The sequence below is a fragment of the Sphingobium sp. 15-1 genome, from assembly GCF_013375535.1.
Classification (GTDB): domain Bacteria; phylum Pseudomonadota; class Alphaproteobacteria; order Sphingomonadales; family Sphingomonadaceae; genus Sphingobium; species Sphingobium aromaticivastans.
In genome coordinates this window covers 2,445,632-2,457,500 of the sequence record NZ_JABXJG010000001.1, presented here as the reverse complement: position 1 = coordinate 2,457,500, position 11,869 = coordinate 2,445,632, and the positions used below count along the sequence as shown (strand labels likewise).

Here is an 11,869-nt window from a genome sequence, read left to right as displayed (position 1 = left end):
TTCGCGGAGCAGCGGCAAATATTTCCAGAGATGAAGAGTAGCGGATTTGCTGGCTTGCCAGCAATTATGAGGACGCTCGTTGAGCGGACCTCTCTTTGACATTGTGAATGGGTTTTTTAATCGATGCCGTGGCGACATGGTTCGGTTTCACACGATCTTCGGATCGGATGGAAACGAGTGTGTTGTACACAAATGATTATCTGGCTGAGTTAAAATCACCACACCGTGAATGCTGATGCAGCGCTGTCTTCCAGTGCTGTCATTGGTGGTGTGGACTCTCAAGCGTGAGGTAAGGGCATCTGGTGAATGCCTTGGCATGTACAGGCGATGAAGGACGTGGCACGCTGCGATAAGCGTGGGGGAGCTGTGAGCAAGCTTTGATCCCGCGATTTCCGAATGGGACAACCCACCTTCACCATTTAATTCCGTTGTTGGCGGTTCTTTCGGGAGCTGGCAGCCGCGTAGTTAAATGGGAGAGGTATCACTAAGCTGAATAAAATAGGCTTTGGTGAGGCGAACCCGGAGAACTGAAACATCTCAGTACCCGGAGGAAAAGACATCAACCGAGATTCCGTTAGTAGTGGCGAGCGAACGCGGACCAGGCCAGCGCCTGGTGTTTAGTTAACAGAAGCCTCTGGAAAGTGGCGCCATAGCGGGTGACAGCCCCGTATGTGAAAGCGAAACATCAGGACTTGAGTAGGGCGGAGCACGTGAAACTCTGTCTGAACATGGGGGGACCACCCTCCAAGCCTAAATACTCGTACATGACCGATAGCGAACCAGTACCGTGAGGGAAAGGTGAAAAGCACCCCGATGAGGGGAGTGAAACAGTACCTGAAACCGGATGCCTACAAGCAGTGGGAGGGTCCTTGAGACCTGACCGCGTACCTCTTGCATAATGGGTCTGTGACTTAGTGTATCATGCAAGCTTAAGCCGTTAGGTGTAGGCGCAGCGAAAGCGAGTCTGAATAGGGCGACTGAGTATGATGCATTAGACCCGAAACCCGGCGATCTAGGCATGACCAGGCTGAAGGTGCGGTAACACGCACTGGAGGGCCGAACCGTTTAATGTTGAAAAATTATCGGATGAGTTGTGTTTAGGGGTGAAAGGCCAATCAAGCCGGGAAATAGCTGGTTCTCCGCGAAATCTATTGAGGTAGAGCGTCGGATGATTGCCGTTGGGGGTAGAGCACTGGATGGATGCGGGGGTCGCGAGATCTACCAACTCTAACCAAACTCCGAATACCAACGAGTCTAGTCCGGCAGACAGACGGCGGGTGCTAAGGTCCGTCGTCAAAAGGGAAACAGCCCTAACCTACAGCTAAGGTCCCCAAGTCACGTCTAAGTGGGAAAGCATGTGGAACTTCCAAAACAACCAGGAGGTTGGCTTAGAAGCAGCCATCCTTTAAAGAAAGCGTAACAGCTCACTGGTCTAAATAAGAGGTTCTGCGGCGAAGATGTAACGGGGCTCAAGACGTGCACCGAAGCTTAGGGTGTGATCGTTTACGATCACGCGGTAGCGGAGCGTTCCGTAGGCCGTTGAAGCCATCTGGTAATGGGTGGTGGAGGTATCGGAAGTGCGAATGCAGACATGAGTAGCGATTAACAGTGTGAGATGCACTGTCGCCGAAATTCCAAGGGTTCCTGCTTAAAGCTAATCTGAGCAGGGTAAGCCGGCCCCTAAGACGAGCCCGAAGGGGGTAGTCGATGGGAACCACGTTAATATTCGTGGGCCTGGAGGTGTGTGACGGATGGCGTAACTTGTCTGGCCTTATTGGATTGGTCCAGGCAGGGAAGTTGTCCCAGGAAATAGCCCCTCCGTATAGACCGTACCCTAAACCGACACAGGTGGAATGGTAGAGTATACCAAGGCGTTTGAGAGAAGTATCCTGAAGGAACTCGGCAAATTGCCTCCGTACCTTCGGAAGAAGGAGGCCCCACATATGCGCAAGCACTTGTGGGGGGCACAGGCCAGGGGGTAGCGACTGTTTAGCAAAAACACAGGGCTCTGCTAAGTCGGCTTCAAGACGACGTATAGGGCCTGACGCCTGCCCGGTGCCTGAAGGTTAAGAGGAGGTGTGCAAGCACTGAATTGAAGCCCAGGTAAACGGCGGCCGTAACTATAACGGTCCTAAGGTAGCGAAATTCCTTGTCGGGTAAGTTCCGACCTGCACGAATGGCGTAACGACTTCCCCACTGTCTCCAGGATATGCTCAGCGAAATTGAATTCTCCGTGAAGATGCGGAGTACCCGCGGTTAGACGGAAAGACCCCGTGCACCTTTACTGCAGCTTCAGAGTGGCATTAGGAAAGAACTGTGTAGCATAGGTGGGAGGCTTTGAAGCGATGACGCCAGTTGTCGTGGAGCCATAGGTGAAATACCACCCTGTTGTTTTCTGATGTCTAACCTCGCACCGTTATCCGGTGCAGGGACCCTCTGTGGCGGGTAGTTTGACTGGGGCGGTCGCCTCCTAAAGAGTAACGGAGGCGCGCGATGGTGGGCTCAGGACGGTTGGAAACCGTCTGTTAGAGTGCAATGGCATAAGCCCGCCTGACTGCGAGACTGACAAGTCGAGCAGAGACGAAAGTCGGTCATAGTGATCCGGTGGTCCCTCGTGGAAGGGCCATCGCTCAACGGATAAAAGGTACGCCGGGGATAACAGGCTGATGATTCCCAAGAGCTCATATCGACGGAATCGTTTGGCACCTCGATGTCGGCTCATCACATCCTGGGGCTGGAGCAGGTCCCAAGGGTTTGGCTGTTCGCCAATTAAAGTGGTACGTGAGCTGGGTTCAGAACGTCGCGAGACAGTTTGGTCCCTATCTGCCGTGGGCGTCGAAATTTGAGAGGAGTTGACCCTAGTACGAGAGGACCGGGTTGAACATACCTCTGGTGTACCTGTCGTCCTGCCAAGGGCGCAGCAGGGTAGCTATGTATGGACGGGATAACCGCTGAAAGCATCTAAGCGGGAAGCCTCCCTCAAGATAAGATTTCTTCGAGCGGTCGTAGACCACGACCTTGATAGGCCGGATGTAGAAGTGTGGTAACATATGGAGCTAACCGGTCCTAATTGCTCTGATCGCGCCTGAGAGTCCCACCATCAATGACAACACTGGATAAACCCAGCGTCAGCCATTGAACGTGGTGATCAACCTCATGCCAGATAACAAACCAACTCATTTGTTGACGCGTTTCTCAAGTGAAACGCTCATATGTGCACGGCACCGATTAAAAAACAAAGCGCAAGCTCTATTGCTTGGTGACCATAGCGTCTGTGACCCACCCGATCCCATCCCGAACTCGGCCGTGAAACCAGTCTGCGCCGATGGTACTGTGGCTCAAGCCCCGGAAGAGTAGGGCGTCGCCAGGCATTATAGCTTACGCTTTGTTCAATATACACAAAACCCATTCGCAATATTTGCGGCCTCCGCAGCGATCTCTAGTGTCGCGGGATGGAGCAGCCCGGTAGCTCGTCAGGCTCATAACCTGAAGGTCGTAGGTTCAAATCCTACTCCCGCAACCAGAGGCCGCAACTCACTTCATCACAGCATAAGTCGTCCAGCGGAGTTCTCTCTCGCTGCGGCGCTTCATTCTCGCAGCGCGATCATGGAAATCTGCCGGCCGTAATCCGGTTCAGCGCGATGGCATGACCGGCGATAGCTGTAAAAGCGATCCGGCTGGCTATAGGTGTCCTCATCCAGCAGCTCGATCCGGCCGATCCCGGCCGCGGCCAGCCGTGCTGCGACATAGGCCGCAATGTCGAATTGGCAGTGCCCCTCACGGCCCGCCGTGAAGAAACGGTCATTATCCCCGTCCGCCGCTGCAAAACGTTCCGCGAAATCCAGCGTCACTTCATAGGACGCACGACCGATGCAAGGGCCGATTGCGCAGGCGATCCGCTCCCGCGAAGCCCCCAGCGCTTCCATCGCGGCGATCGTGGCCTCTGTCACGCCGGCCAACGCGCCTTTCCATCCGGCATGCGCCGCGCCGACCACGCCCGCGGCAGCATCGGCAAACAGTACCGGCACGCAATCCGCGGTGAGAATCCCCAATATCAGTCCCGGCCGATTCGTGACCATCGCATCGGCAGCCGGCCGGTCGTCGGCGGCAATCGGCGCCGTGACCGCCACCACCTCGGGCGAATGGACCTGATGCACCGTCACCAGCGTCGCGCCGGGCAGGAGCGCATCGCGTGCCAGATCGCGGTTGCGGAGAACGGCCTCGCGCTCATCCTCCGAGCCCAAGCCGACATTCAGACCCGCGTGAATCCCGCCTGAAACGCCGCCTTGGCGTCCCGCGAAACCGTGCAAGACATCGCCCAGGCCCGCCGCCCGAAGCAATTCAACCATCCGTCACTCCTTCGGACCTTCGCGGCGCGCGCTATTGAACCATGTCCCGAATGCGCAACATACTTGCGCACGCCAGATTAGGCGATAGTCTCCGCTTCATCACAAAAGGGGAGCGGCTGCAACGCCGCCCGGGCAAAAGACATCAAGATAAAGGGCTCCATCATGATTTTCGGGCGCATCAAGCCACTGGACGCCATATTGGCCACGGCCGAGAAAAAATCTCTCGTCCGGACATTGGGGCCGGTTCAACTGACGCTACTTGGAGTCGGGGCCATCATCGGCACCGGCATTTTCGTTTTGACCGCCGCCGCCGCGCAAAAGGCCGGGCCGGGCATGATGTGGAGCTTCATGATCGCGGGGGCCGTCTGCGCCTTCGCCGCGCTCTGCTATTCCGAAATCGCCTCCATGGTGCCGGTGTCCGGGTCCGCCTATACTTACACCTACGCCGTCGTTGGGGAACTGCTCGCCTGGATGGTGGGCTGGGCGCTTATCCTGGAATATGCGGTCGCGGCCAGCGCCGTTTCGGTGGGCTGGTCCGGCTATTTCATGGGACTTCTCAAAAGTATAACCGGGCTTGAGCTACCACAGGCGCTCGCCGCGGGGCCGGTCTGGACGATGAACGGCCTTATCCCGCATGCCGACTTCACCCATGGCGTCATCAATATTCCCGCCATCGTCGTGGCGCTGGCCGTGACCGCCCTGCTGGTCATCGGCACCACCGAAAGCGCCCGCGTCAACGCCGTGCTCGTTGCCATCAAGGTGACCGCGCTCACCGCCTTCATCATCCTGACGCTGCCTGTGCTCGACACAGGCAATTTCTCTCCCTTCGCGCCCAATGGCTGGTTCGGGCCGGAAGGCACCAGCGGCATGGGCATCGTCGGCGCCGCGGCATCGATCTTCTTCGCCTATGTCGGCTTCGATGCGGTTTCGACCGCGGCGGAAGAAACCAAGAATCCGCAGCGCAACGTCCCCATCGGCCTGATCGGTAGCCTTGCTATCTGCACCGTCTTTTACCTGTTGGTCGCGGCTGGCGCGATCGGCGCGATCGGCGCGCAGCCGGTGCTGGGTCCGGACGGTTCAGTGGTGGCGCCCGGATCGCAGGGTTTTGCCGCCGCCTGTGCAACTGCGGCCCATGCTCAGGACCTCGTCTGCTCCAATGAAGCGCTGGCCCATGTGCTGCGCTCGATCAACTGGACGGTCGTGGGCAATGCGCTCGGCCTGGCCGCCAATCTTGCATTGCCATCCGTCATTTTGATGATGATGTTCGGCCAGACCCGCATCTTCTTCGTGATGGCGCGTGACGGCCTGCTGCCGGAAAAGCTCGCCAGCATCCATCCCCGCTTCAAGACGCCTCATATCGTCACCATGGTGACGGGCGTCTTCGTCGCCATCGGCGCGGCGTTGCTGCCCGTGGGCCAGCTCGCGGACATTTCCAATTCCGGCACGCTGTTCGCCTTCTTCATGGTGTCGATCGCTGTGCTGGTACTGCGCGTGAAGGAACCGGGGCGGGCTCGTCCGTTCCGCACGCCCGGGGTATGGGTGATCGCGCCGATGGCTGCCTTCGGCTGCGTCTTCCTCTTCTTCAACCTGCCCGTCGATGCGCAGCTCGTCCTGCCGGTTTGGGGCGGTTTCGGCCTCGTGCTGTATTTCCTCTATGGCTATCGCAAGAGCCATGTCGGGCGCGGCGTGGTTGAAACCCATGAACAGGATATTGGCATTCCGCCGCAGCCGGTGCCGCCCATGCCCGGCGCGCATACGCCGGGCGGTCAGGACGCCTGATCGGGTCAAAGGGGCGGGTGACACCGCCCCTTTTTAGTGCAGCGCCTCGAATTCGTGATCGCGCAGCGCCCCATGGTGGGGGCGGGTGAATAATTTCCCCCGCTCCGCCCAGGCGACGATCAGGAAGGAGATTGCGCCGAACACCATCAATCCCAATGTCAGCGGCAATGTCGTCCCGTCGAAGGCGCGGCCGATCAGGCTGCCCAGCGCGCTCGACACGGCGGTGGTGAGAAAGGCCTGAAAGGAAGAGGCAACGCCTGCGCCTCTTGCGAAGGGCTCCATCGAAATCGCGCTGAAATTGGACGCGGTGAAGGCGACCGTCATCATAGTCGCCGCCTGCAGGATCATGAAGCTGACGATGGTCTCATGGCCCGTCAGGATCACCGCCAGATGCACGGCGTTGATCAGCACCAGGCACAGCAGCGCGGTCTGGCTCAACCGCCGCGCGCCGAAGCGGGACACAAGGCGGCTGTTGAGCAGGCTGCCTATCCCCATGCTGCCGGCGATGGCGGCGAAGGCGACGGGGAAAATCTCCTGCGCTCCGAAAATGTCGAAGAAGATTTGCTGCACGGACAGGATGAAGCCGATCAGGCCGCTCATCACCACGCCGCTCGCCATCATATAGCCGATCGAGCTGCGCGTGCGGACGACCGTTCCGACCGTCTGGAAAATCGCGCGCGCACTGATCCGCAGCCGGTTCTCGGGCAGCAGCGTTTCCGGCAGGCGCATCGCCATCCACAGCAGGATCAGCGTCGCCAGAATCGCCAGCGCCCAGAATATCCAGCGCCAGGGCGCGATCCACAATATCGCCTGGCCGAATGTCGGCGCCATGACCGGGATCAGCATGAACACCGCGAAGATCAGCGACATGACCCGCGCCATCGCATCGCCCCGGAAGCGGTCGCGGACGATGCCGACGGTGATGACGCGGCTGGCGCCTGCGAAGAATCCGGCGCAGGCCCGCCCCGCCAGCATCATGGTGAAGCTGTGCGCCCCGGCGCAGGCGATGGAGGAGAGGATGAACAGGGCCATCGCGCTGCCCAGCACCCGCTTCCGCCCGAATCGGTCGGACAGCACGCCGAACAGCAGTGATCCGACCCCCAATCCCAGAAAATAGATGCTGATGATCAATTGCCGGTCGTTGGGGTGGGGAATTGCCAGATCCCGGCCGATGGCGGGCAGAGCCGGCAGCATCGGATCGATCGACATCGCATTCATCGCCATCAGGCAGGCGCAGAGCATCACGAACTCGCGGAAAGCTATGTCCTTTTTCGGCTGCCCTGCGACGATTTCGGGGTGATCGGTCATGCGGGTGGCTATGGGGACAATCGGCCGTCCGCGCCACCCCCTTTAGCGTCACCGGGCAAGGTTGCCCCCGCTTTATCCCGCTTATGGTGTTTATCGCGTTAACCATTTTTTATCTGCTGCCGGTGCAGCCTGCCGCTTGTCGAAAACCATCAAGTCGAAATCCATGAGGGGGATTCGGTTATGGCCAATGGTCTGAAGAGCGCGCAATTTCTGATGCAAAGCCGTCTTTCGGGTGCGGCAAGCGGAACTGCGGAAGCCTGTTTCGATCTGGGGGTCGCCTATAGTTGCGGCACGGGCGGCTTTCCCGTCGACCTGATCGAAGCGCATAAATGGTTCAACCTGGCCGCTCTCAAGGGCAGCGAGGAAGGCCAGACGATGCGCGCCGAAGTGGCCGGGGAAATGTCCGCCCGCGAAATCGCGGAGGCTCAGCGCCAGGCGCGCGCGCTGATCGCGACGACGCAGTTGCGCGCTGCCTAGAGCATCGTGCGGAAAAGCGGGAACCGATTTTCTGCAAAAAACGATGCGACGACAAAAGAATAGAGCGTGCGGCATGCGTCAGATTTAACGCAGCGCGCTCTGGCTTTTCTGAGGGGCCGGCCTGTAATGGCGGGCTTGCGCGTCCATTACAGCAGGGCGTTGACCTGCTCGACGAAGCGCAGCACGGAAATCGGCTTGGACACATAGGCCTGCGCGCCTGCCTCCCGAATCCGTTCCTCGTCGCCATGTCCGGCATAGGCGGTGACGGCCATGACCGGCACCGACGACAATTGGGCGTCCCGCTTCAGCGAGACGATGAGGTCCAGCCCGCTGATATGCGGCAGGTGGATGTCGGTGATCACCAGGTCCGGATGGAACTCCCGCGCCTGCGTCAGCAGGTCGCGCCCGTCGCGCAGCGGCAGCACTTCATGCCCGTGCGCGCGCAGCAGGTCGCAAAAAAGTTTGAGATTGAGTTCGTTGTCCTCGACAACGAGCACGCGCTTTGCCACCAGTCACCCGCGTTTGGAGAAATCCGCCACAATCATGGAAGCGTGCCCCCTTAAGCCCGCCCTTCGTTGAGATCAATCATGCGTCCCGACATTAACCATGGCAAGCAGCATAGTCCAAGCGAGACTCGAGAGCCATCCGTGCTGGCGCTGATGGCGCTGGCCTGGACGCTGGCGGACGATCGCCGGGCCGACCGGCTGCTGGCGCTGACCGGGCTGGACGCCGATACGCTGCGGGCGGGCGTGGGCGATCCGGTGATATTGGGCGCGGTGCTGGCTTTCCTGGCCGATCATGAGCCGGACCTGATCGCCTGCGCCGAAAGCATCGAGAGCACGCCGGAAGCCCTGATCGCCGCAAAGGAGTCCCTCGCCGCATGAGCCGCCCGCTGATCATCACCGATTGCGACGAGGTGCTGCTGCACATGGTCGTCCCTTTCCGCGAGTGGCTGGACGAAAGCCATAATATCCATTTCGACATGCGCGACCGCGGCTTTGGCGAGGCGCTGCGCCACAAGGACAGCGGACAGCCGCTGGAGCGCGCGCTGGTCTGGGAATTGCTGCTTGGCTTTTTCGACACGCAAATGCACCGCCAGACGCCAATCGCCGGCGCGGTCGAGGCGATGGGCCGCCTGAGCCGGATCGCGGACATCGTCGTCCTCACCAACATCACCGAGCGGCATCACCGCCAGCGGGAGGAGCAGCTCGCTACCCATGGCCTCGACCTGCCGGTCCACTGGAATCAGGGCGGCAAGGGAAAGCCACTGGCCGCCATCGTTGCGGAGCGCCAGCCCAGCGCCGCCCTGTTCATCGACGATCTGGCCGAGCATCATAAGTCCGTGGCGGACCATGCGCCCGGCGTCTGGCGCCTGCATATGGTGGGCGAGCCGGAGATCGCCGCCGACGTCGCCGTCGCGCCGCTGGCCCATGCCCGGATCGACGATTGGGTGGCGGCCGAAGCCTGGATCGTCGCCCGGCTGGCCGAAGGTCCAGCTCCTGAAATTTTGGCATCTGAAACCTTTCCGCCCATCCAAGGAGCATCCGCATGAGCATAGAAGCCCGCCTGACCGAACTCGGCATCACCTTGCCCGCCGCCGCCGCGCCGGTCGCCGCCTATGTCGCGGCGGTGGAGGCGAACGGCCTGCTGCATATTTCCGGGCAGATTTCCCTGTCCGACGGCCAGTTGATGACGGGCCGCCTGGGCGAAGACCGCGATCTGGACTATGGCGTCAAGGCGGCGCGGGCCTGCGGCCTCAACCTGATCGCCCAGATGAAGGCGGCGCTCGGCAGCCTCGACCGGGTCGAGCGGATCGTGAAGCTGGGCGCCTTCATCAGCAGCACGCCCGAATTCACCGACCAGCCCAAGGTCGCCAATGGCGCATCCGAACTGATGGTCGAGGTCTTCGGTGAAGCGGGCAAGCACGCCCGCAGCGCCGTGGGCGTGCCGGTGCTGCCGCTGGGCGCGGTGGTCGAGATCGACGCGATCGTCCTTGTCCGCCCGGCCTGACGCCTTCCCCTTCCTGACCGCGCGCCCCTTCGCCCATCGCGGGCTGCATGGGGGCCGGATCAGCGAAAACGGCATGGCGGCTTTCTCCGCCGCCATCGCCGGCGGTTTCGGCATCGAATGCGATGTGCGGCTGAGCCGCGACGGGGTCGCCATCGTCTTCCACGACGCCGCGCTGCAACGCATGACCGGCGAGAGCGGCGCGGTGTCGGACCATGATGCCGGGGCGATCGACCGGCTGATGCTGCCCGACGGCGGCGGCGTTCCCCGCCTGCGGGCGTTGCTCGACCTGTGCGGGACGGATGTCCCCCTGCTTATCGAGATCAAGGTGGATGGGCGGCATATCGCCCCGATCTGCGCGGCGGTTGCCGACGATCTGGCGCGGCGGCCCAAGACGCTGGCGGCGGTCATGTCCTTCAATCCCATGGCGATGCGCTGGTTCAGGCGTCACCGGCCCGCCGTCGCGCGCGGGCTGGTGGTCACGGAACAGGGCAAGCGCGGCTGGCGCGGCGGAATCGGGCGCGCCCTTGCACTTTGGGCGGCGAAACCCGATTTTATCGCCTGTGATATTCGCGACCTGCCATCCCCGCTTTCCACCCGTGCCCGCCGGAGGGGCCTGCCCGTGCTGACATGGACGGTGCGCAGCGAGGAGGAGCGCACCCGCGCCGCGCTGCACGCGGATCAGATCATCTTCGAGCGGTCGCATGACTGAGTGCGTGGCGCGCCTCGGCCAAGGCGTGGCCGAATTGCCGCGTGACGAGTGGGACGCTTGCGCGGGGGACGCCAATCCCTTCATGAGCTGGGATTTCCTGGCCGCGCTGGAACGGTCGGGCAGCGTCGGCGGCCACAGCGGCTGGCAACCCCTGCCGCTGGTGATCGACGGACCGGACGGGCGGATCGCCGCCGCCGCGCCGCTCTATGGCAAGACCCACAGCCAGGGCGAATATGTGTTCGACCATGGCTGGGCCGACGCCTGGGAACGGGCGGGCGGGCAATATTATCCGAAGATCCAGATCGCCGCGCCCTTTTCGCCGGTGCCCGGCCCCCGGTTGCTGCTGCGCGACGAAGCCCTTGCCCCGGCGCTGATCGCCGGGATCGAGGCGGTGGTGGAGCAGAATGGGCTATCCTCCGCCCATGCGACCTTCATCGCGCCCGAGCAGGTGCCGCTGTTCGAGGCGGCGGACTGGCTGATCCGGGAGGATAGCCAGTTCCACTGGACCAATCGCGGCTATGGCGATTTCAGCGACTTCCTGGCCGACCTGTCGAGCGCCAAGCGTAAGAATATCCGCAAGGAACGCGAACGCGCCGTCGAGGGGCTGGAGATCGTCCACCTGACCGGCGCGGCGCTGACCGAGGCGCATTGGGATATATTCTGGACCTTCTATCAGGATACCGGGGCGCGCAAATGGGGGCGGCCCTATCTGACCCGCGCCTTCTTCTCCATGCTGGGGGAGAGCATGGCCGACCGGGTGCTGCTGGTGCTGGCGCTGCGCCAGGGGCGGCCGATCGCGGGCGCGCTCAACCTGATCGGCGCGGATACGCTTTATGGGCGCTATTGGGGCTGCACCGAGGATGTGCCCAATCTGCATTTCGAGCTATGCTATTATCAGGCGATCGACATCGCCATCGCCCTGGGCCTGAAGCGGGTGGAGGCGGGCGCGCAGGGCGGCCACAAGCTGGCCCGGGGCTATGCGCCGGAGCCGACCTTCTCCGCGCATTTCATTCCCAACGCCAGCTTCCGCCGGGCCATATCCGACTTCCTCGCGGCAGAGCGGCAGGGCGTTCGGCGCGACCGGCTCTGGCTGACCGAAAGGACGCCCTTCCGGAAAGGGGAAGCGCGGCCGGATTGATCCCGTCGGGGTGTACGGGGTGAGGGGGCGGTCTAGTTGCGCGGTTTCCTAGCGCGCAACGTGCTCCTGCGCAGGCAGGAGCCCAGTTCCCGGCTTGCG

10 protein-coding genes, 1 tRNA gene and 2 rRNA genes are annotated in these 11,869 nt (G+C 61.6%); 10 read left to right on the top strand and 3 right to left on the bottom strand.

Annotated features, from left to right (window positions below):
* The first annotated feature begins 279 nt into the window (after positions 1-279).
* The 3 genes from HUK72_RS11720 to HUK72_RS11710 all read left to right on the top strand — a co-directional run bounded on the left by HUK72_RS11720 (position 280) and on the right by HUK72_RS11710 (position 3,523).
* Positions 280-3,090: ribosomal RNA gene (locus HUK72_RS11720) — 23S ribosomal RNA — on the top strand.
* 165 nt (positions 3,091-3,255) lie between these two features.
* Positions 3,256-3,370 (top strand): 5S ribosomal RNA (rrf, locus tag HUK72_RS11715).
* A gap of 76 nt (positions 3,371-3,446) precedes the next feature.
* A tRNA-Met gene (locus HUK72_RS11710) sits at positions 3,447-3,523 on the top strand.
* Between the two features lie 64 nt (positions 3,524-3,587).
* On the opposite strand, the gene pgeF is transcribed toward HUK72_RS11710, so the two are convergent.
* Positions 3,588-4,349 (bottom strand): peptidoglycan editing factor PgeF, encoded by a 762-nt coding sequence (pgeF, locus tag HUK72_RS11705; RefSeq protein ID WP_176596926.1) that lies wholly within the window; start codon positions 4,347-4,349, stop codon positions 3,588-3,590.
* Between the two features lie 162 nt (positions 4,350-4,511).
* Here pgeF and HUK72_RS11700 point away from each other — a divergent pair, with 162 nt between their 5' ends.
* Positions 4,512-6,128 (top strand): amino acid permease, encoded by a 1,617-nt coding sequence (locus HUK72_RS11700; RefSeq protein ID WP_176596925.1) that lies wholly within the window; start codon positions 4,512-4,514, stop codon positions 6,126-6,128.
* Positions 6,129-6,161: 33 nt separating this feature from the next.
* On the opposite strand, the gene HUK72_RS11695 is transcribed toward HUK72_RS11700, so the two are convergent.
* Positions 6,162-7,436: a multidrug effflux MFS transporter gene (locus tag HUK72_RS11695; protein WP_176596924.1), complete on the bottom strand. Its 1,275-nt coding sequence runs from the start codon at positions 7,434-7,436 to the stop codon at positions 6,162-6,164.
* A 180-nt stretch (positions 7,437-7,616) separates the two neighbouring features.
* On the opposite strand from HUK72_RS11695, the gene HUK72_RS11690 reads away from it, so the two are divergent.
* Positions 7,617-7,913 carry an SEL1-like repeat protein gene (locus HUK72_RS11690; protein ID WP_176596923.1) on the top strand — a complete coding sequence of 99 codons (297 nt, stop codon included), beginning with the start codon at positions 7,617-7,619 and terminating at the stop codon, positions 7,911-7,913.
* Positions 7,914-8,059: 146 nt separating this feature from the next.
* Here HUK72_RS11690 and HUK72_RS11685 read toward each other — a convergent pair whose 3' ends face one another.
* The gene (locus tag HUK72_RS11685) at positions 8,060-8,422 is read right to left on the bottom strand and encodes a response regulator (protein WP_176596922.1); all 363 of its coding nucleotides are present in this window, start codon (positions 8,420-8,422) and stop codon (positions 8,060-8,062) included.
* Between the two features lie 78 nt (positions 8,423-8,500).
* Between HUK72_RS11685 and HUK72_RS11680 the strand changes: the two genes are divergently transcribed.
* Genes HUK72_RS11680 through HUK72_RS11660 form a run of 5 tightly spaced genes read left to right on the top strand, consistent with a single transcriptional unit; the run spans position 8,501 to position 11,770 of the window.
* A complete protein-coding gene (locus HUK72_RS11680; protein ID WP_176596921.1) occupies positions 8,501-8,797 on the top strand; it encodes a DUF3572 domain-containing protein in 297 nt (98 codons plus the stop codon).
* The gene (locus HUK72_RS11675; protein ID WP_176596920.1) at positions 8,794-9,465 is read left to right on the top strand and encodes an HAD family hydrolase; all 672 of its coding nucleotides are present in this window, start codon (positions 8,794-8,796) and stop codon (positions 9,463-9,465) included. Before HUK72_RS11680 ends, HUK72_RS11675 begins: the two co-directional genes overlap by 4 nt.
* A complete protein-coding gene (locus tag HUK72_RS11670; RefSeq protein ID WP_061934318.1) occupies positions 9,462-9,923 on the top strand; it encodes a RidA family protein in 462 nt (153 codons plus the stop codon). The genes HUK72_RS11675 and HUK72_RS11670 overlap by 4 nt, the downstream gene beginning before the upstream one ends.
* A complete protein-coding gene (locus HUK72_RS11665; RefSeq protein WP_176596919.1) occupies positions 9,907-10,632 on the top strand; it encodes a glycerophosphodiester phosphodiesterase family protein in 726 nt (241 codons plus the stop codon). The genes HUK72_RS11670 and HUK72_RS11665 overlap by 17 nt, the downstream gene beginning before the upstream one ends.
* Positions 10,625-11,770: a GNAT family N-acetyltransferase gene (locus HUK72_RS11660; protein WP_176596918.1), complete on the top strand. Its 1,146-nt coding sequence runs from the start codon at positions 10,625-10,627 to the stop codon at positions 11,768-11,770. Before HUK72_RS11665 ends, HUK72_RS11660 begins: the two co-directional genes overlap by 8 nt.
* Positions 11,771-11,869: the final 99 nt, after the last annotated feature.

Coding starts and splice junctions, on each gene's coding strand:
- HUK72_RS11660 (WP_176596918.1), top strand. CDS start 10,625: ATGACTGAGTGCGTGGCGCGCCTCGGCCAAGGCGTGGCCGAATTGCCG.
- pgeF (WP_176596926.1), bottom strand. CDS start 4,349: ATGGTTGAATTGCTTCGGGCGGCGGGCCTGGGCGATGTCTTGCACGGT.
- HUK72_RS11670 (WP_061934318.1), top strand. CDS start 9,462: ATGAGCATAGAAGCCCGCCTGACCGAACTCGGCATCACCTTGCCCGCC.
- HUK72_RS11695 (WP_176596924.1), bottom strand. CDS start 7,436: ATGACCGATCACCCCGAAATCGTCGCAGGGCAGCCGAAAAAGGACATA.
- HUK72_RS11675 (WP_176596920.1), top strand. CDS start 8,794: ATGAGCCGCCCGCTGATCATCACCGATTGCGACGAGGTGCTGCTGCAC.
- HUK72_RS11680 (WP_176596921.1), top strand. CDS start 8,501: ATGCGTCCCGACATTAACCATGGCAAGCAGCATAGTCCAAGCGAGACT.
- HUK72_RS11690 (WP_176596923.1), top strand. CDS start 7,617: ATGGCCAATGGTCTGAAGAGCGCGCAATTTCTGATGCAAAGCCGTCTT.
- HUK72_RS11700 (WP_176596925.1), top strand. CDS start 4,512: ATGATTTTCGGGCGCATCAAGCCACTGGACGCCATATTGGCCACGGCC.